This is a genomic window from Streptomyces sp. NBC_01717 (assembly GCF_036248255.1).
GTDB lineage: Bacteria > Actinomycetota > Actinomycetes > Streptomycetales > Streptomycetaceae > Streptomyces.
This window is the reverse complement of sequence record NZ_CP109178.1, coordinates 1,378,597-1,397,828: the sequence shown is the minus strand read 5'-3', so window position 1 is coordinate 1,397,828 and position 19,232 is coordinate 1,378,597. Positions and strand designations below refer to the sequence as shown.

General features: G+C 69.8%; 14 protein-coding genes. 9 read left to right on the top strand and 5 right to left on the bottom strand.

From position 1 onward, the window contains the following. Positions 1 to 152 precede the first annotated feature (152 nt). On the bottom strand, positions 153 to 1,595 hold the full coding sequence (gene gndA / locus OHB49_RS06520) for an NADP-dependent phosphogluconate dehydrogenase (protein ID WP_030973653.1): 1,443 nt from the start codon (positions 1,593 to 1,595) through the stop codon (positions 153 to 155). 234 nt (positions 1,596 to 1,829) lie between these two features. Further along, on the bottom strand, positions 1,830 to 3,359 hold the full coding sequence (locus OHB49_RS06515) for an SDR family oxidoreductase (RefSeq protein WP_329158645.1): 1,530 nt from the start codon (positions 3,357 to 3,359) through the stop codon (positions 1,830 to 1,832). 396 nt (positions 3,360 to 3,755) lie between these two features. On the opposite strand from OHB49_RS06515, the gene lepB reads away from it, so the two are divergent. The 4 genes from lepB to OHB49_RS06495 all read left to right on the top strand — a co-directional run bounded on the left by lepB (position 3,756) and on the right by OHB49_RS06495 (position 8,082). After that, complete coding sequence (lepB, locus tag OHB49_RS06510) at positions 3,756 to 4,481, top strand: signal peptidase I (RefSeq protein WP_384113702.1); 726 nt, start codon at positions 3,756 to 3,758, stop codon at positions 4,479 to 4,481. Positions 4,482 to 4,573: 92 nt separating this feature from the next. Then, positions 4,574 to 5,173 (top strand): TetR/AcrR family transcriptional regulator, encoded by a 600-nt coding sequence (locus OHB49_RS06505; protein WP_030973659.1) that lies wholly within the window; start codon positions 4,574 to 4,576, stop codon positions 5,171 to 5,173. 158 nt (positions 5,174 to 5,331) lie between these two features. Then, positions 5,332 to 6,687, top strand: coding sequence for an ROK family transcriptional regulator (locus OHB49_RS06500; RefSeq protein ID WP_329158643.1), 1,356 nt, complete (start codon positions 5,332 to 5,334; stop codon positions 6,685 to 6,687). A 126-nt stretch (positions 6,688 to 6,813) separates the two neighbouring features. Beyond that, positions 6,814 to 8,082, top strand: coding sequence for a transglycosylase family protein (locus tag OHB49_RS06495; protein ID WP_329158641.1), 1,269 nt, complete (start codon positions 6,814 to 6,816; stop codon positions 8,080 to 8,082). Here OHB49_RS06495 and OHB49_RS06490 read toward each other — a convergent pair. Then, a complete protein-coding gene (locus OHB49_RS06490; RefSeq protein ID WP_030973665.1) occupies positions 8,052 to 9,257 on the bottom strand; it encodes a DMT family transporter in 1,206 nt (401 codons plus the stop codon). The genes OHB49_RS06495 and OHB49_RS06490 overlap by 31 nt on opposite strands. Positions 9,258 to 9,482: 225 nt before the next feature. On the opposite strand from OHB49_RS06490, the gene OHB49_RS06485 reads away from it, so the two are divergent. After that, on the top strand, positions 9,483 to 10,196 hold the full coding sequence (locus OHB49_RS06485; protein WP_030973667.1) for a (2Fe-2S)-binding protein: 714 nt from the start codon (positions 9,483 to 9,485) through the stop codon (positions 10,194 to 10,196). A 27-nt stretch (positions 10,197 to 10,223) separates the two neighbouring features. Here OHB49_RS06485 and OHB49_RS06480 read toward each other — a convergent pair whose 3' ends face one another. After that, the gene (locus OHB49_RS06480) at positions 10,224 to 10,814 is read right to left on the bottom strand and encodes a TetR/AcrR family transcriptional regulator (RefSeq protein WP_329158638.1); all 591 of its coding nucleotides are present in this window, start codon (positions 10,812 to 10,814) and stop codon (positions 10,224 to 10,226) included. 290 nt (positions 10,815 to 11,104) lie between these two features. Here OHB49_RS06480 and OHB49_RS06475 point away from each other — a divergent pair, with 290 nt between their 5' ends. The 4 genes from OHB49_RS06475 (at position 11,105) to OHB49_RS06460 (ending at position 18,677) form a co-directional block, all read left to right on the top strand. Beyond that, entirely contained in the window at positions 11,105 to 12,046 is a 942-nt protein-coding gene (locus OHB49_RS06475; RefSeq protein ID WP_329158636.1) for an alpha/beta hydrolase family protein, read from the top strand. A 215-nt stretch (positions 12,047 to 12,261) separates the two neighbouring features. After that, positions 12,262 to 13,206: an NAD-dependent epimerase/dehydratase family protein gene (locus OHB49_RS06470; protein WP_329158634.1), complete on the top strand. Its 945-nt coding sequence runs from the start codon at positions 12,262 to 12,264 to the stop codon at positions 13,204 to 13,206. Positions 13,207 to 13,571: 365 nt separating this feature from the next. Next, entirely contained in the window at positions 13,572 to 16,175 is a 2,604-nt protein-coding gene (locus tag OHB49_RS06465) for a PA14 domain-containing protein (RefSeq protein WP_329158632.1), read from the top strand. Positions 16,176 to 16,325: 150 nt separating this feature from the next. Then, complete coding sequence (locus OHB49_RS06460) at positions 16,326 to 18,677, top strand: GH92 family glycosyl hydrolase (protein ID WP_329166382.1); 2,352 nt, start codon at positions 16,326 to 16,328, stop codon at positions 18,675 to 18,677. A 44-nt stretch (positions 18,678 to 18,721) separates the two neighbouring features. Here the strand turns inward: OHB49_RS06460 and OHB49_RS06455 are convergent, their stop codons facing one another. After that, the gene (locus tag OHB49_RS06455) at positions 18,722 to 19,177 is read right to left on the bottom strand and encodes an ATP-binding protein (RefSeq protein WP_030973679.1); all 456 of its coding nucleotides are present in this window, start codon (positions 19,175 to 19,177) and stop codon (positions 18,722 to 18,724) included. Positions 19,178 to 19,232: the final 55 nt, after the last annotated feature.

Below are 19,232 nucleotides of genomic sequence, written 5' to 3'. Positions count from 1 at the left end.
CGAGGAGTGGTGGCGACAGCGCGGTCGTGGCGTCGGTGCGGTGCCACCGTCCCGGCGGTGCTGGAGTGCGGGACGGCGGCGGGACTCGCTGCTACTTACGCATACGCACGGTCCCGCCGCACCCCGGGTGACCCGGCCGGACGAACGGCCCGTCAGCCGGTGGCGGTCTCCGACCGGTCGCCGCCCCAGAGGGTGTGGAAAGAACCCGTGCGGTCCGTACGCCGGTAGGTGTGCGCCCCGAAGAAGTCCCGCTGCCCCTGAGTGAGCGCTGCCGGGAGCCGGTCGGCGCGCAGACCGTCGTAGTACGAAAGCGCGGCGGCGAACCCGGGGGTCGGAACTCCCTGGCGTACCGCCTCGGCGACCACCGCCCGCCAGTCGTCCTGCGCCGCACCGATCTCCTCGGCGAACTGCTGGTCGGAGAGGAGACTCACCAGCTCCGGCCGTGCGTCGTACGCGGCCCGGATCCGGTCCAGGAATGCTGCCCGGATGATGCAGCCGGCCCGCCAGATCGCCGCCACCGCACCGAGATCGATCTTCCAGTCGTACGTCTCGCTGCCCGCGCGGATCTGATGGAACCCCTGCGTGTACGAGACGATCTTGGAGGCGTACAGCGCCTGCTCCACCCGGTCGGCGAACGCGGCGGCCTCGGCTCCGGCCAGTGGAGTGGCCGAGGGGCCGGGCAGATCCCGCGCGGCCTCCCGCAGATCCGCGTGACCCGACAGCGAACGGGCGAAGACGGCCTCCGCGATACCGGAGACCGGCACGCCCAGGTCGAGTGCGATCTGCACGGTCCAGCGGCCCGTGCCCTTCTGCTCGGCCCGGTCCTGCACGATGTCGACGAACGGCTTCCCCGTCTCCGGGTCCGTGTGGGAGAGGACTTCCGCCGTGATCTCGATCAGATAGGAGTCGAGCCGGCCGGTGTTCCAGCTGCGGAACGTCTCGGCGATCTTCGCGGGGGAGTAGCCGGCCACCCTCCGCAGCAGGTCGTACGCCTCCGCGATCAGCTGCATGTCCGCGTACTCGATGCCGTTGTGGACCATCTTCACGTAGTGCCCGGCGCCGTCGGGGCCGATGTGTGTGGTGCACGGAGTGCCGTCCTTCGCCTTCGCGGCGATCTTCTCCAGCAGCGGTCCCAGTGATTCGTACGACCGGGTGGAACCGCCGGGCATGATGCTCGGCCCGTTCAGCGCGCCCTCCTCGCCGCCCGAGATACCGACACCGACGAAATGGATGCCGCGCTCGCGCAGATCCTTCTCGCGGCGGCGGGTGTCCTCGAAGTGCGCGTTGCCTCCGTCGATGATGACGTCGCCCTCGTCGAGCAGCGGGGCGAACTCCTCGATCACCGCGTCCGTCGGATCGCCTGCCTTCACCATGATGACCAGCCTGCGCGGGCGTTCCAGCGCCGCCACGAACTCTTCGGGCGTGCGCGCGGCGACGAATGTGCCCTCGTCGCCGAACTCCTTGACCAGGGCGTCGGTCTTCGCAGTCGTACGGTTGTGCACCGCGACGGTGAAGCCGTTACGCGCGAAGTTCCGGGCGAGATTGCGGCCCATCACCGCAAGGCCAGTGACGCCGATCTGCGCAGTGCCGCTCATCTGTGTGCTCCTGCAATCTGTCGAGGATGCCGGGATGACCAGTATGGATACGGGGCGCGGGGACGGCCTGTTCAAGCCGCCGCACGCCGGTCACGCCGCCGCGGTAATCCGTCCGTACGGTCGAGTGCACAGCCGGCCGGGCCGGACGGTGCCACGCTCGCCTGTCGCCTGTCGCCTGTCGCCTGTCGCCTGTCGCCTGTCGCCTGTCGCCTGTCGCCTGTCGCGTGTCGCGTGTCAGAGGGCGGAGGCTGCCTTCACCTGCTCCGACCGGGTGGGCAGCATGGTGGCGCGAGCGATGTTGCGGGCCATCCCTCCGAAGACGACTGCGTGGAACGGGGCGACACTCCACCAGTAGGCATGACCCAGCAGCCCTCGGGGATGGAACAGCGCACGCTGCCGGTAGTGCGCGCCTCCGGTCCTGTTCCGCTCGGCGTACAGCTCCAGCCAGGCCAGGCCTGGCAGCCGCATCTCCGCGCGCAGCCTGAGCAGATGGCCCGGCACGATCTCCTCGACCCGCCAGAAGTCCAGCGAGTCGCCCACCCTGAGCCGGGTGGCGTCCCGGCGGCCCCGGGTCAGTCCGACGCCGCCGATCGCACGGTCGAGGCAGCCGCGGACGGCCCATGCCAGGGGGAAGGAATACCAGCCGTTGTCGCCCCCGATGCTTTCGATGACCCGCCACAGGGCCTCCGGGGCGGCGTCGATGTCGAGTTCCCGCTCGTCGGTGTAGAGACTGCCGCCTGCCCAGCCGGGGTCCGTGGGCAGCGGGTCGCTCGGGGCACCGTGCACCGAGGCCGACGACCACCGGGTCGTCACGTTCGCCTCGCGCACGCGCTGCAGTGCGAGCGCGAGTGCTCTCCGGAAGGTGAACGGCTGCCCCGGCCCGTCAGGGACGTAGCGTGTGATGTCGTGCTCGCGGCACACGACCTCGTACTTCAGCGATTCGGCGAGCGGGCGTGCGATGGCGGCGGGGACGGGTGTGACCAGCCCGATCCAGTGGCTCGACAGCCGGGGCGTCAGCATCGGGACGGGCAGGATCAGTCGATGCGGCAAGCGGGCGACGGCCGCGTAGTCCTGCATCATCTCCCGGTACGTGACGACGTCCGGGCCGCCGATGTCGAAGGTGCGACTCACCTCGGCAGGCATGGTTGCACTTCCCACGAGATACCGCAGTACGTCACGGACGGCGACCGGCTGGATCCTGGTGGACACCCAGCTCGGCGTGACCATGACCGGTAGACGTTCGGTGAGGTATCGCAACATCTCGAAGGACGCCGAACCGGAGCCGATGATCACGGCCGCGCGCAGCGCCGTGGTCGGCACGCCCGACTCCAGCAGGATCCTGCCGACCTCGGCACGCGAGCGCAGATGCGGCGACAGTTCGTGCTCGGGGACGCCGGCAGGTGTGAGACCGCCCAGGTAGACGATGCGTGACACACCTGCGGCGCGCGCCTGCTCGCCGAATGTCCTGGCCGCCTTCCGGTCCGTCGCCTCGAAGTCCGATCCGCTGCCGAGCGCGTGCACCAGGTAGTAGGCGACGTCCACACCCCGCATGGCCGACCCCAGCGACTCCGGGTCCACGACATCACCGCGGACCACCTCGGCCCGGGCGGCCCAGGGGTGGTCCCGCAGCTTCTCAGGCGTACGGGCGAGACAGCGCACGCTGTGCCCGGCATCGAGCAGCTCGGGGACCAGCCGTCCCCCGATGTAGCCCGTCGCACCGGTCACCAGGCAGCGCAGTACCGGTGCGCCGTCGTCGTGGTTCATGGCGCCTCCACATGTCTCGATGTCCGACTCTTCCACCGTGCCTGCGCGCCCTCCTTTCCGCTGCCCGGCGACTTCTGGATCACCGAGTGGCAGGAACCCGCCGGGGCCGGTGCCGCCGCCCTTTCACGGGGGCGGCAAGGCCACCGCAGTCGCCGTCAGGAACTCCGGGGGCTCCCTCGCCGGACGTCCGCCGGCGCGAGCGGCGGTCGGCGAGGTGCCGGAGGCGACGGTACGGAAGATCCACAGCACAGTACGCCTGGTCGGGACGGCTAAAACCCGAAGCGTGTTGCCCATAGAGTGGTCGCGAAGCACTGACAACTGGTCCGACCTCACAAGGGTTGCGGACGGGGCGTGCGGCAGCCGTTCGAGGCGCGCCGCGACGAAGCGGGGGGCGGCGTGACAGAAGCAGAGGTCGGAGCGCGCGATTCGAGCGACGCAGAGGGCGAGCCCCCTGCCGAGCAGCGCCCTCGGAAGAATGAACGACAGTCTTTTTGGGTGGAGTTGCCCCTGCTCATCGGTATTGCGCTGGTGCTGGCGCTGCTCATCAAGACGTTTCTGGCCCAAGCCTTCTCGATCCCCTCGGACTCCATGCAGAACACGCTGCAGCGCGGGGACCGTGTGCTGGTCGACAAGCTCACGCCCTGGTTCGGGGCGCAGCCGGAGCGGGGGGAGGTCGTGGTCTTCCACGACCCGGACAACTGGCTGCCGTCCGACCCGACTTCGCACGCCAACCCGGTGCAGGAAGTGCTGTCCTTCATCGGCCTGATGCCGTCGGCGGACGAGAAGGACCTGATCAAGCGCGTGATCGGGGTGGGGGGAGACACCGTCGAGTGCAAGGGCACCGGCCCGGTCAAGGTGAACGGCCAGGCCCTCGACGAGCCCTATGTCTTCCCCGGCAACACCCCCTGCAGCTCGGATGCCGAATTCAAGATCACTGTTCCGCAGGGACACATCTGGGTGATGGGGGACCACCGCCAGGCATCGGCGGACTCGCGCTACCACCGGAACAAGCCGGGTGGCGGTGCGGTACCCGTCGACGACGTGGTGGGACGTGCGTTCACCGTCGTCTGGCCGGTCGACCGATGGGACTGGCTGTCCGTCCCCGACACCTTCGAGCAGTAGACAGTCGGTGAGCGTCGGCGCCTGCGTATGACCGGAGTGTCTAGAGGCCCTAGGTAGTAGCCTAGGGCCTCTTGCTCCGGTGGAGGTGGCGGATGGTTCGCGCTGGTCTGACGACCGATCGCGTGGTGGAGGCGGCGGCCGATCTGGCGGACTCCATCGGTCTCGACAAGGTCACCGTATCCGCGCTGGCACGCGGCTTCGGGGTGAAGGACGCCAGCCTGTACTCCCACGTCAGGAGCGTGCAGGACCTGCGCATCCGGGTCGCGCTGCTGGCCGCGGGGGAGTTCGCCGACCGACTCGGCACGGCGATCGCCGGACGGGCCGGAAAGGACGCACTCGTCGCGTTCGCCGATGCCTACCGCACCTTCGCGCTGGAACGGCCGGGCCGGTACGCGGCGACCCAGATCCGGCTCGATCCCACCGTCGTCGCCGGGTCCACCGCGTACCACCGCACCATCGAGATCATCTACGCGATGCTGCGCGCCTACGACCTGACCGAACCCGACTTCACGGACGCCGTACGGCTGCTGCGCAGCACCTTCCACGGCTACAGCGCTCTGGAGGCCAGCGGCGGTTTCGGTGCCCCCCGCGACGTGCAGGCGTCCTGGCAGCAGTGCGTCGAGGCGCTGCACGTCGTGCTGGAGCGTTGGCCGTCCGCACAGCGGGGCGGGGAGGGGGAGAACGATGGATGAGCGGACCTCGACCCGCACCGGCCGTCCGGAAGTACCCGGGGCGATCCACTGCAAGGTGAGCGACTCCGGTCCTCTGCTGCGGGGCATCTGCTGAACGGGGCGGCCGCACCCGTTCCGCGCCCGGCCGCCGGGCTTGATTCCGTGAAGGGAAGGAAAACATGGTCGAGCGCACCAGACGGACCGTGCGCGACCTGCGGCGGGCCAATCGAGCGCGTGTGCTGCAACGTCTCTACTTCGACGGGCCGTTGAGCCGCCAGGAGCTCGGCCCCGCCACCGGGCTGAGTTCAGGATCCGTCAGCAACGTCGTCGCCGAGCTTGCCGCGGAGGGCCTCCTGGAGGAGGCCGGCATCGTCGGCTCCGACGGCGGCCGACCACGCACGCTGCTGCGCGTGGCGCCCGGCGGGGGACTTCTCATCGGCATCGACATCGGCGAGACCCGGGTCCGTGTCGAGATCTTCGACCTGTCGCTGACCGAACTCGCCCGCACGGAACGGCCGCTGGCCCAGGACGGCTACGACGTCGAGCGCATCGTCGACCATGTCGGCAGCGGCGTGACGGACGTGCTGCGGGAAGCGGGAGCGGACGCGCGACGGCTGCTCGGCATCGGTATCGGGGTACCGGGCATCGTCGAACGGGGCGGCCGAGAAGGGGCCGTTGGTGAGGCGCCTGGCGCACCGGGCGAAGTCGGCGCCGTTGTGCACGGTCAGACGATCGGCTGGCGCGATGTCCCCTTCGAACGGCTGCTGCGCGACGCGGTCGACGTACCGCTCGACGTTCCGCTGTTCATCGACAACGGCGCGAAGACGCTGGGCCAGGCCGAGATGTGGTTCGGCGGCGGACGCGGCACGGAGGCTGCCGTGATCGCCCTGTTCGGATCGGGTGTCAGTGCCTGCGTCAACCGCGGCGACATCCTCGACGAGGACCGCAGCAGCACGGCGCTGGAATGGGGCCACACGACGGTGCAGCTTCGTGGCCGCCGCTGCCGCTGCGGGTCCATCGGCTGCCTGGAGGCGTACGCGGGTGCGCAGGCCATGCGCGAACGCTGGCACGAGGCGGGCGGTCCGCTGCCCCGCGACGCCGACGACGAAACCGCGCTGGCAGCGCTCCTGGCCGCCGCGTACCCCGATGCCGACGGCCCGGATCCCGACCCGGTCGCGCTCTCCATCCTCGACGAGACCGCCGAATGCCTGGGCGCGGCTCTGGCCGACCTCGTCAACCTGTTCCTGCCCGAACGCATCCTGCTGGGCGGCTGGGCGGGGTTGCTGATCGGACCGCATCTGATTCCGGACATCCGTCGGCACGCGCAGGAGTACGCGCTCCGGCACCCGGCGGCCCGCACCACGATCGAGATGGGCCGGCTGGGCCCGGACGCGGTCACCCTCGGCGCGGCGACGCTCCCGCTGGCCGAATTCCTGACACGGGGCGGCAGCCGACGTGCGGCGGACGTGCCCGCGGCCCGGCTCCTCACGGCGGCCGACGTCGTACGCAACCGCCACCGCACCCCGGCACCATGAGGTCCGCCTGCGCTCCCCGATCCGCCCATGACCGGCAGGTCTCGGCCACTGCCTTGTCATCACCCGTTGTCTGCCCATAAGTTGACCGCTTGCGACGTGTCCTACAGCCAGTGGGGGAGCCAAGTCATGGCCGCGAACGGACGACACCGCAGATACCAGCCGAGCCGCATCAACCGCGCCTCGCTCACGGTCACGGTGGGCGGCGCGGGCATCGCGCTCCCTCTCGTCACCGCCGCCTCGGCGGGCGCCGCATCGGCCGATGTGTGGGACAAGGTCGCCGCCTGCGAGTCGACCGGCAACTGGCACATCAACTCGGGCAACGGCTACTTCGGCGGGCTGCAGTTCACCCGGTCGACCTGGGCGGCATACAGCGGCACGGTCTATGCCCCACGCGCCGATCTGGCCACCAGGGAACAGCAGATAACCGTCGCGGAGAAGGTGCTGGAGGGACAGGGCCCAGGTGCCTGGCCGACCTGCTCCGTAAGAGCGGGGCTGAAGCGGGGCGGCGGCGCCCCCGACATCACGCCTCGGTCGGAACGGGCCGGCGGTCCCGTCGATGCCTCATCGGCAACGACCTCCACGCCCAAGAAGGCGAACCCGAAGGCGAACAGGACGTCCGCGCCCGCCACCCCGACCACGGTGCCCGGCAAGCGCGACTCGTACACCGTCGCGCGCGGCGACTCCCTCTCCGGGATCGCGGCGACCGAGCATGTGCGAGGCGGCTGGCAGCGCCTTTACACGGCTAACCGGAAGGTTGTCGGCGACGACCCTGATCTGATCTTCCCGGGCCAGCGGATCACCCTGGATGTGTCCGACACCCCGCAGGACGGCCCGAAGAGCGGAGCCAGGCCCGCCGCGAAGCCGAGCCGGTCGTCCGAGCCGAAGCAGAAGACGCGTCCGCACCAGCCCGCGAAGCCGAGTCACCGGTCGACGAGTCCGCACCAGGTCGCGAAGGCGCAGCCGAAGAAGACCGAGCGGGCCGAGAAGGACTCCGGGCTCGTCGCGCCGGTGTCGGCGACCCATGTCGGCACCGCGTACCACCAGGCCGGTTCCTGGGCGAGCGGCTACCACACGGGCGTCGACTTCCCCGTCCCCACCGGCACCTCGGCCAAGGCGGTGGCCTCCGGCACGGTCGTTTCGGCAGGCTGGGCGGGGGCGTACGGCTACGAGATCGTCATCCGGCACAGCGACGGCAAGTACAGCCAGTACGCGCACCTGTCCGCGCTGCTGGTGCGCGAGGGCCAGCACGTCAGCGGCGGCCGGCGCATCGCCCGATCAGGTTCCACGGGCAATGTCACCGGACCGCACCTGCACTTCGAGATCCGTACGGGGCCCGGCTACGGCTCCGACGTCGATCCGCTGTCCTACCTCCGGGCGGGCGGCGTCAACGTCTGAACGGTCCGGTGCAGCTCCAGGGGACCGCCGGCCTGACCGTCCTCGGCGGAAAACGCACCTCGTCGTCCCGAACCGGTGCGCGGCTGCTGTGCGGAGCCGAAGTCGACCTGCCCCACCCGCCGCCGCTCCAGCGGCACCGTGACAGTCAGCGGGAGCGGTGCCGGAAGCGTTTCTGCGGCAGCGGCGGGCGGGGCTGCCCCGACGGCCACGGCCGTGGCCCTTCCGGGCTCAGGAGAAACGACCAGCGCGGGCTCGGCCTCCGCAGCGCCTCCGGCGCCCTCCGCGGCAACCGCCGGGGCATCCGGACCGGCCGGGAGCACCTGCTGTCCTTCGCGCTGCTCCGTGCCCAGCCGTTCCGTCATCAGCATGATCAGCCCGCCCCCGGCAGCCACACCGCAGGCAAGTGCCAGGAACGCGCCCGCCGTGCCGTGCTGGAACTGCTCACCGAACAACGTGATGCCGACTGCCGAGGCGATCACCGGGTTCACCACGGTCACTGTCGCCAGCGGTGCGGTCAGGCCGGCGCCCCGGTACGCGGACTGCGACAGCAGCAGCCCGGCCGACGCCAGAGCCGCTATGACCACAAGCGCGGGCATCCCCGCGCCGACCGAACCGGACGCCCACTGCATCGCCACCGTCTTCGTGAAGACCGACGCGATACCGAAAGCGACACCGGCGGCCGCGGCCAGGACCACACTCCGTACCACCGGTGGCCGCATGCCCTTCGCGATCAGGAGGAGCAGCGCCACGCCACCGAACGTCACGGTCGCGAGCATAAGCTGCTCGGAGCCGCCCAGGGTGTGCGACTCCTTGTTGCCGGTCAGGGCGAGCAGACCCGCCAGACCGACGGTCGCCATGATCGCACCACGCCAGGCGGTCGCCCTGGCCCGGCGGCGTGCGAAGAGCGCAGCCATCGGCAGGGCGAAGACGATCGTCAGCGCGCCGAGCGGCTGCACCAGGCTGAGCGGGCCGTACGCCAGCGCCACCACGTGCAGCACCGCACCCACACCGTTCAACGCCACCGCCACCCACCAGACGCGGTTGCGCAGAGGGGCGAACGAACGGCCGTCTCCGGCCGTGGCGACGCGCTCCTGGACTATCGCCCCGGCCGCGTAGGCGACCGCGGAGATCAGTGACAGCAGCACGGACAGTGCAAGGAAGCTCATGTACACCACGATGGCCCTTCAAAGCCGTCGCGTCGTCGTCCCTGAGACGGCGTTCCGACGTACTGCTTTGGTAGTAGGGGGGTGGTTTTTGTGTCCTCCTACCGACGGTAGTCCTCTCGCTGCCGAGACTCAGGACGATCACCTCCGCGGCTACGGTGAACGTTGGGACGCGGCGCCCAGGGGTGGCCGGGTCGTCACTACGAGTGGCCGGGGGAGCCCGTGAAGGAGCAGCGCATGGAGCAGGCCGGGGCGGCGTCGGTGGGCGGATTCTTCGCCCTGCGCAGAACACCGGTGCCCGGCGGCGCGCACCGCTCGCTCGCCCTCCTGTACGCGGGGGAGACGGCACCGCTCACGGCCCGCATCGACACCGTTGCCGCCCGGCTCCGTACCCCCGAGCGCAGGGTCGCCGCGTCCGTCGCGCACCTGGGGCTGGCCGCCCGCCTCTGGTCGATCGCCCTGGGACCGGCCGTCCTCTCCGGCCGCTTCCCGGATCTCACCCCGGCGGCACTCCACTGGGATCCGCAGCACTCCGCGCCGGACGACCTGTGGCTCGACTCCGCGGACACGCTCCCGGGCACCGCGGACCGCATCCGCGAGTGCGTCCAGTACGGCCATCTCGTACCGCTCGCGGCGGCGGTCCAGCGGGACGGACACATCGCACCCCGGCTGCTGTGGGGCAATGCGGGTTCGGCCCTGGCCGGAGCGCTGCGCGAGCTGATCACCTGGGCCCGGGCCCACCATCGCCCCGACGCAGCGCACCGGGCCCGCACCCTGGCCGCCGAACTCTTCGACCACCCGGACCTGCGGACCACCGGGACTCCGCACACCCCGGCATTCCGCAGGAACAGCTGTTGCCTCTACTACCGGTGCCCGGGCGCCGGCCTCTGCGGAGACTGCGTCCTCGACCGCCGGCCAGGATCACGCTCCGGGACAGAACCGTTCACGTGAGGACTCCGTCATTCGGGAGCGTCACGGTCAGCACGGCCGGCGTAGTCCTGCGACGAGGAGTGCGACCAGTCGGCGCACGTCGTAGCGCGGGTCGCTCTCGGCACCGATACAGAGGTTTCCGATGCCGCGCATGAGTTGATAGGCGTCCAGGTCGGAGTGGATCTCGCCCGAGGCAGCGGCAGCTTCGAGGAGCTGGGTGCACACCGGCAGGAGGCGGTCGAGGAAGTAGGCGTGCAGCGTCTCGAAGCCGGTGCCGTCCCCCTGCATCGCGGCGGCCAGGCCGTGTTTGGTGACCAGGAAGTCGACGAAGAGGTCGATCCACCGTCCCAGGGCTGCATGGGGTGTCGGGCTTGCCGCCAGCAGGGCCGGGCCGGCCTCGGCGCAGGCGTCGACCTGGTGGCGGTAGACGGCGATGACGAGGTCCGCCCGGGTGGGGAAGTGACGGTAGATCGTGCCCATCCCGACGCCGGCCTTGGCCGCGATGTCGCGCACCGGCGCTTCCACGCCCGAGGCGACGAAGACCGCGGCGGCCGCGTCCAGCAGGGTCTGCTGGTTGCGCCGGGCGTCCTTGCGCTTGGACCTGGCTGAGCTTCCCGGGCCCTGGCCGCTGTCGTCCACCGCGGCACTCCTTCCGTAGGTCTTGCAAAGCGGAACAGTGCTCCGTATTGTTAACGGAGCAACGTTCCGTTTTGCTCATGATGGCAGAACCGGGAGCGGTACACCAGGCCGCTGTCGCGATCACGCTCCACCCGGATGGGAAGAGCGCGCGAGGTCGGCACCCGCGTCGATGTGGTTCCGCATGAGAAACGCTCCTCGCTCCCCACTCTGCCCGGCCTGCGGCGCCACCGGCCGCCGGCCCCACCGAACCCGAGAGTGCGAAGGCACCGAACCGAACGGAAGGCACTTCCATGCCCGACTCGAAAACCGCGAACGCGCAGAAGACGGCGGGTGCGCCCACCACGGTGGTATCCGCGAAGCCGGTCGTCCTGTCCGCCCCCGGTCGCGGTGAGGACCTCCATGTCCGCGTGTCCGCCCCCGCGACCGGCGGAGATCTGCCCGTCATCGTCTTCTCGCACGGCTTCGGCTGGTCGATGAACGGCTACGCCCCGCTGGCGGACTTCTGGGCCGCTCGCGGCTTTGTGGTCCTGCAGCCCACCCACCTCGACTCCAGGACGCTCGGCCTCGCCGCCGAGGACCCCCGCACGCCGCGGATCTGGCGCTTCCGCATCGAGGACCTCACGTGTGTACTGGACGGACTCGACATTCTGGAAGCTTCCGCGCCGGGCCTCGCCGGGCGCCTCGACCACGACCGCATCGCTGTGGCCGGCCACTCATGGGGAGCCCAGACGGCGAGCACGCTGCTGGGTGCGCGTGTCCTGGACTCCGATGGCGTTCCCCGAGAGGACATGTCCGATGCCCGGGTCAAGGCGGGTGTACTGCTCGCGTTGACCGGCCTGGGCGACGACCTGACCCCATTCGCCGCCGAGAACTTCCCTTTCATGAGGCCGTCCTTCGACAGGATGACCACGTCGGCTCTCATCGTCGCCGGGGACAACGACCAGTCCCACCTGTCCACTCGCGGACCGGACTGGTTCACCGACCCCTACACCTGCAGCCCCGGAAGCAAGAGCCTGCTCACGCTGCTCGGCGCCGAGCACTCGCTCGGGGGAATCGCCGGGTACGAGGTCGCCGAGACGACGGACGAGAGCCCCGCACGCGTCGCCCTGATCCAGCAACTCACCACGGTCTTCCTGCGCAGCGCCCTCTACCCCGAGGACACCGGCTGGCGGGCGGCGGCCGCCGCACTGGAGGAAGACCCCAACCCGCTGGGGAAGCTGCAGAGCAAGTAAGCAACCTGCTTCCGAGCCTCACGGGCGCCGGCAGGCCCGGTCCGCCATGGCGGACCGGCACCGACCAACTCTGAGGCGACGCCGAGCGGTTCGAGCGTGGCGTCGCCCAGCTCGGCCACGCCCGCCCGCTCATGTTCCAGCAGATACCCCCGGCGGTCGTTCGCCGGAATCGTCGGCACCGCTGACGATCAGGATTGCTACAGGAAGGACACGCGATGATCCTCGTCACCGGAGGTTTCGGCTTCATCGGATCCCACACCGTGCGAGCGCTGCTCGACCTGGGCGAAGACTGCGTTGTGGTCCAACGCCGTGCCCGTCAACTCCCGCCCGTACTCGCTGGAGCGCGGGTGGAGGTGGAGCAGGCGGACGTCGCCGATCGCGAAGCCCTGCTCGCGATCGGCCACCGCCACGACATCACGGGCATCGTGCACCTGGCGGGGTCTTATCCCTGGCCTCCTGTCCCCGACGCGCCGGTCGAGGCGACACGGCAGGCGCTTGACGGGCTGCTGAACATCGCGCAGGCGGCGCAGGAGTGGGGGGTGCGGCGTCTGGGCGTCGCCAGCACGATCGGGGTCTACTTCGGCGCCAGGAACGAAGGGCCGCTGCGCGAGGACGCTCCGCTGCCGATGAGCGCACTCGTCTCGATACCGACCTTCAAGAAGGTCGGCGAACTGCTGGGCGGATTCCTCGCGGACACCACGGGTATCGACATCGTCAACTATCGCGTCTCCGGTACCTGGGGCCCGCTCGGCCATCCCGATCCGTTCTTCGCCGCGCCCGCCCTCGTCCACGCTGCCGCCCGCGGCACCGCCCCGGACCTCTCCCACCTCGTGGGGCCGGCCTTCGCCGAGGACGGGCTCGACCTCAACTATGTGAAGGACACCGGGCGGGCGATCGCTCTCCTCCAGCTCGCGGGCAAGCTGAACCACCGCACGTACAACGTCGGCTCCGGCCGAGCCACGACCAACGTCCAGCTCGTCGAAGCGATCAGGAAGGTGGTTCCCGACGCCCAGCTCGACCTTCCCACCGGAGGCGATGCACCGCACCTGGTCCTCGACATCAGCCGTCTCCAGGAGGACACCGGCCACCAGGCCGAGTACGACACCGAGCGAGCCGTCGGCGACTACATCGCATGGCTGCGCGCAGGCAACAGGAACTGAGCCGGGGCCTCGCCCCGGCCACGGCCCCGACACGCCTGATCTTCCGCCGAGGTGACGCCGTTTCCGCTCGGCGGCGTCGGCCGCGACGCCGGGAGGAGCGGGACCGGACCGCGTGGGCGGCGTTTGCGTCAGCCCGGGACGGCGAGGTGCCGGCGGCCAGGAATGCGCAGGCCAGAACGCGGCGCGGCCATCTTGCCGGCCGGTCCGTCGCTGGCGTTCCGAGGCTTCCCTCCGGCCTTCTCCTTCGGGCTGTCATGCACCTGGACAGTGGAACGGGAGTCGTGCTGTCATGCCAACTGTCATTCCTTCCAACGTTGTACATCCTGTTGCAACGAGCCGCCACCCTTCCTCATCAAGGAGGATCCGTGCGCATCAGAAAGAAAGTCGTCCTGCTTCTCGCCGTCGCTCTCGGCGCCGCCGGGCTGTCCGGTGTGCCTGCCGCATCCGCAGCCCCGGACCCCGGCGACACCGCCGAGGTGCACGGTCTGAAGGGCGAGTACTACACCCAGTCCGCCCCAGGGGCCTTCGACTTCGGGCAGTTGAAGGCCACCGGATTCGATCCGGACATCGACTTCCCCAGCCTCGAATCGCGGCTGAGCTCGGCCACCGGGCAGGCCGACGACGCCAGCATCCGGTGGACCGGGAAGATCGTGCCGGAGAAGACCGGTTCCCATGTCTTCTCGATGATCGGGGACAACGGGTTCCGTCTCTGGATCGACGGAAAGCCGGTCGTCGACCACTGGGTCGACGACTGGGAGAAGGAACAGACCTCGCAGCCGGTCGAGCTGACCGCGGGCAAGGCCTACGACTTCAAGGTCGAGTACTTCGAACACTTCGGCGGGTCCAACCTGCACCTCAAGTGGACCGAGCCCGGTGGCACCAAGGAGCCCGTGCCGCAGTCCGCCTTCCGGTTGCCGGACGACTTCGCCTACGACGGGGCCATCGGTGCCACCGTCCTCGCCGACGGCCGCACTCTCAAGCTCGACTTCGCCCAGAAGCTCGCGGCCCTGCCCGACGGACTCACCAACCACCTCGATGCCGTCATCGGCGGTGCGACGTGGCCGCTCGGGGCCATCAAGGCCGATCCCGCCGACCCGCGCAGCCTCACCGTCGCGCTCAAGGAACCGGTCGTCGGGAACAAGGCCGGCGACGCCAACGGACTCGCCGACATCCGCTACGACGGCCAGGGCGGGCTGACGGGCCAGGACGGCAAGGCCGTCGGAGCCTTCTGGTCCAGCGGGCCCAACCACTCGACGTACGAGCTCCGTACGAAGTGGGCCGACAAGATCGGACCGCACAACGCGCTGCCCGAGTACCCGAGGCCGCAGCTCACCCGCGACAACTGGCAGAACCTCAACGGTTCCTGGGAGTTCGCCGCGGCGAAGGCGGGGGAGCAGCCCCCGGTCGGCAGGAAGCTCGGCGAGAAGATCCTCGTGCCGTATCCGGTGGAGTCGCAGCTCTCCGGCCTCGAACGGCACGAGGACCGCATGTGGTACCGCCGCACCTTCACCGTTCCCGAGGGGTGGAAGGTCGGTCAGGGCAAGCGGCTGCAGCTGAACTTCGGGGCCGTCGACTGGCAGTCCGAGGTGTATGTCAACGGGCACAAGGTCGCCGAACACAAGGGCGGCTACGACAAGTTCAGCGCCGACATCACCGATGCCCTGAAGCCGGGGCGGACCCAGGAGCTGATCGTCGGCGTCTACGATCCGACCGACGCCGCCGACGGGGAGAACCCGCCGATGGGCAAGCAGCGCCTCGACCCGAGCGGCATCTGGTACACCCCGTCGTCCGGCATCTGGCAGACCGTGTGGATGGAGCCGGTGGCCACCGATCACGCCGACTCACTGAAGCTCACCCCTGACGTCCAGGGCGAGAAGGTCGCCGTCGAGGTGCACGGGGTACGTGACGGGGTGCCGGTCACGGCAACCGTGTACGACGGGAAGCGCAAGGTCGGGACGGCCACCGGCCGCACCGGATCGGCGCTGGACGTGCGCGTGCCGGACCCGCATCTGTGGTCCGCGAACGACCCGCACCTCTACCAGTTGAAGGTCTCCGTCGGCTCCGACCGGGTCGGCAGTTACTTCGGGATGCGGTCGATCGCCGTGGAGAAGGTGAACGGCACCCCGCGCACCGTCCTCAACGGCAAGCCGGTCTTCCTGATGGCCACGCTCGACCAGGGCTTCTGGCCCGACGGACTGCACACCGCGCCCACCGACGAGGCACTCGCGTACGACCTGAAGATGCACAAGGCGATGGGGTTCAACTCCGTGCGCAAGCACATCAAGGTGGAGCCCGACCGCTGGTTCTACTGGGCGGACAGGCTGGGCCTGCTGGTCTGGCAGGACATGCCGGCGATGAACACTGTCAACCCGTCCGCCGCCGCCCGTGCCGAGTACGAGCACGAGATGAAGGAGATGATCGACGAACACTACAACCACCCGTCCGTCGTCATGTGGGTCACGTTCAACGAGGGCTGGGGCCAGTACGACGAGGCCCGCATCGCCGACCAGGCGAAGTCCTGGGACCCGACCCGGCTGGTCAACAGCATGTCGGGCATCAACCTGGGCGTCGACGGAGGCACCGGGGACATCATCGACGAGCACGGCTACCCGAGCCCGGCCCTGCCCGCGCCGGACGGGCAACGCGCCCTGGTCAGCGGCGAGTACGGCGGACTGGGCCTGGCGGTGCCGGGCCACGCCTGGGCCGTGCAGCAGTCGTACATCGCGGTCGACCAGTCGACCTACACCGATGACTATCTCGCCAAGCTCGACGAGGTACGGAAGCTCGCCTGCAAGGGCAGCAACGGCGCCGTCTACACCCAGATCTCGGACGTGGAGGGCGAGTTGAACGGACTGCTCACCTACGACCGGCGGATCGTCAAGCCCGACGTGAAGCGGATCAAGGCGGCGCAGGACGCGCTCATCCGCGACGCGTCCAACCCGGTCGTGGCGGGATGCCCCACCGCCTGACCTGTCACAGTGCTCCGGTCCGCCCCCTGCCCGGGGCGGACCGGAGCGTTCGCGTCCGAACCCTTGACGCGGATCACGAGGGAACCAAGAATGATCGCGCTCTGACAACGTTGTCCAAGGAGGAGTACCCCCATGCACCGGATCCCACGGATGCACCGGACCCCACGGCCGAGACTCCGCGGCCCGGCGGCCGCACTCGCCGCCGTCGCGCTCCTCGGCGGTGTCCTCACCACCGGGGCCACGGCCCAGGCCGCGCCCCGCGCCGAAGGGCAACTGACCGATCTGGTCAACCCGTTCATCGGCACCCAGAACGAGGGCAACACCTACCCGGGTGCGTCCGTGCCGTTCGGCATGGTGCAGCTCTCCCCGGACACCGGCCACAACACCGGCTACGACTACGCCGAGAACCACATACGCGGCTTCTCCGCCGTACATCTCTCCGGTGTCGGTTGCGGACTCGGCGGCGATCTGCCGACACTGCCCACCACCGGTGACATCACTCAGACCGACTACGCCAAGTACGCGGCGGAGTTCAGCCACGACGACGAGAAGGCGAGCCCCGGCTACTACAAGGTCGGGCTGAAGACCGGGATCGACGCCGAACTCACCGCGACCCGGCGCACCGGCGTGCAGCGCTACACCTTCCCTGCCACCGACAAGGCCAACGTCCTGCTCAACGCCGGCCAGTCGCTGCACCGGACACTGTCCTCGAAGGTGGAGATCCTCGACAACCGGACCGTCCGGACCGCGATCACCGGCAGCGGCTTCTGCCAGGACACCAAGCCGTACACCGTCTACACGATCACCCGCTTCGACCGGCCCTTCACCACCTCCGGCACCTGGAACGGCGACACCGTCACCGAGGGTTCGAAGGTGTCCTCGGCGGCCGGTGAGCGCAACGGCGCCTGGCTGCGCTTCGACACCGGCAAGGACCGCACCGTCGAGGCCACCACGGCCCTGAGTTACGTCGACGCCAAGGGCGCCGCACTCAACCTCGGCGCCGAGGGCGGCCGCAGCTTCGACCGCGTCGAACGTGCCGCCCAGCGGTCCTGGGAGGACCGGCTCGACGACGTGAAGGCCCAGGGCGGCAGCGACGAGCTGCGCCGCACCTTCTACTCGTCGCTCTACCGTTCCTTCCTCGCCCCCAACGTCGGCAGTGACGTCGACGGCCGCTACACCGGCTGGGACCAGAAGACCCACCGCGCCAAGGGCTTCACCTACTACCAGAACTGGTCCCTCTGGGACACCTATCGCACCCAGGCCCAGCTCCTTTCGCTGCTCGCCCCGCGCGAGTCCCGTGACATGGCGATCTCGGTCCTGCGGATCGACGCCGAGAGCGGCTGGCTGCCCAAGTGGGGCTACGGCACGGTCGAGACGAACATCATGACCGGCGACCCCGTCACCCCGTTCCTCACCAACGCCTATCAGCAGGGGCTGCTGAAGGGATACGAGGAAGAGGCGTACCGCGCCCTGAAGAAGAACGCCGACGGCGTCCCGCCCACCGACTCCGCGCCCGTCGGCCGCGAAGCCAACGTGCAGTATCTGAAGGACGGGTTCGCCCCGTACATCAAGGACCGTCCGCACGCCAAGCCCGGTGACTCCGACTTCGACCACGGTGCCTCCGCCACCCTGGAGTACGCCCTCTCCGACGCGATGCTGGGCGAGATGGCCCGTGACCTCGGCCATGACGCCGACGCGAAGCGGTACGAGGACCGCGCCCAGAACTACCGGAAGATCTTCGACCCCTCGACCGGTTTCTTCCGTGCCCGCGACGCCTCGGGAGCCTTCACCGGCCCCGCCGACCCGGCACAGAGCGAGGGCTTCCACGAGGGCACGTCCTGGCAGTACCAGTGGCTCGTGCCGCAGGACCTGCCCGGCATGGTCGGCCTGATCGGCGGGAAGGACGCCGCCAACCAGCGGCTCGACTCCTTTTTCGCGTACGACAAGCTGCTCGCCGATCCCGCGAAGACCGCCCGTGAGGTCTGGGTCAACGGCCCGTACGCGTACTACAACGCAGACAAGTACAACCCGCAGAACGAGCCCGACCTCATCGCCCCGTACACCTATCTCTCCACCGGGCAGCCGTGGAAGACCACCGATGTGGTGCACGCGGCGCTGACCCTCTTCACCGACGCCCCGACGGGCATGACCGGCAACGACGACCTCGGCACGATGTCCGCCTGGATGGTGCTCTCCTCGATCGGTGTCTTCCCGGTCCAGCCCGGCACCGACACCTGGGGCCTGTCCACGCCGGCGTTCGAGCGTGTCGATCTCTCACTCGACCGCCGCTACTACCCGCACGGGTCGTTCACCGTGAGCGCGCCCGGGACGTCGGACACCGACTGCTACATCCAGTCGGCGAGCATCGACGGCGCGGCGCAGTCGCGTACGTACCTCACCACCGAGGACATCCGCTCGGCGCGGTCGCTCGCCTTCACCGTGGGCAGCGCGCCCTCGGCATGGGGCACCTCGCCTGCGGACGCTCCGCCCGCCCTGGGCTGACCGGCGTGGTCGTGGGGTGGGCGGCGTCCCGCCCACCCCACGGCTCAGCTGCTGAGCTCGAACTCGGCCCGGATCCGCTTGCCCACCGGCACCCGCTCGGCGGTGAGCCGGTCGCACAGGGCGGTGACGATCTCCATGCCGTGACCGCCGGGGCGGGTCGGGTCGGGGGAGTAGAACAGCGGAAGCGCCGTGTTGCTGTCGTACACCGTGACGCTGACCCGCTCGGCGGTGCCCTCCAGCTCCAGCAGATACGGGCCCTGGCTGTACCGGTCGGCATTGGTGACCAGTTCGCTGACCGCCAGCATCAGATCGCCCCGGGTGTGCTCACCGAACGCCGTCCGCGACTGGGCCGCCAGCCGCGCCAGAAAGCTGTCGGCGAGGGCCCGGGCCTGCGCGATGCAGCCGGGCTCGCCGTCGAACGCCGCGGCGCTGCGGAGCACCTCCGTGGGCCGATGCCCGTACGGGCGGCCGGTCGGCCGCAGGGTGACCTGATCGTTCATGTGCTCCAGCCAGGGCGACGCAGGGATGGTCGGTGACCATGTCTCACCGTGCGCC

What these genes read in the sequence shown, in the direction of transcription:
- OHB49_RS06485 (WP_030973667.1), top strand. Translation starts at nt 9,483, where the DNA reads ATGGAGCAGGCCGGGGCGGCGTCGGTGGGCGGATTCTTCGCCCTGCGC.
- OHB49_RS06505 (WP_030973659.1), top strand. Translation starts at nt 4,574, where the DNA reads ATGGTTCGCGCTGGTCTGACGACCGATCGCGTGGTGGAGGCGGCGGCC.
- gndA (WP_030973653.1), bottom strand. Translation starts at nt 1,595, where the DNA reads ATGAGCGGCACTGCGCAGATCGGCGTCACTGGCCTTGCGGTGATGGGC.
- OHB49_RS06470 (WP_329158634.1), top strand. Translation starts at nt 12,262, where the DNA reads ATGATCCTCGTCACCGGAGGTTTCGGCTTCATCGGATCCCACACCGTG.
- OHB49_RS06460 (WP_329166382.1), top strand. Translation starts at nt 16,326, where the DNA reads ATGCACCGGACCCCACGGCCGAGACTCCGCGGCCCGGCGGCCGCACTC.
- OHB49_RS06495 (WP_329158641.1), top strand. Translation starts at nt 6,814, where the DNA reads ATGGCCGCGAACGGACGACACCGCAGATACCAGCCGAGCCGCATCAAC.
- OHB49_RS06455 (WP_030973679.1), bottom strand. Translation starts at nt 19,177, where the DNA reads ATGAACGATCAGGTCACCCTGCGGCCGACCGGCCGCCCGTACGGGCAT.
- OHB49_RS06515 (WP_329158645.1), bottom strand. Translation starts at nt 3,359, where the DNA reads ATGAACCACGACGACGGCGCACCGGTACTGCGCTGCCTGGTGACCGGT.
- OHB49_RS06500 (WP_329158643.1), top strand. Translation starts at nt 5,332, where the DNA reads ATGGTCGAGCGCACCAGACGGACCGTGCGCGACCTGCGGCGGGCCAAT.
- OHB49_RS06475 (WP_329158636.1), top strand. Translation starts at nt 11,105, where the DNA reads ATGCCCGACTCGAAAACCGCGAACGCGCAGAAGACGGCGGGTGCGCCC.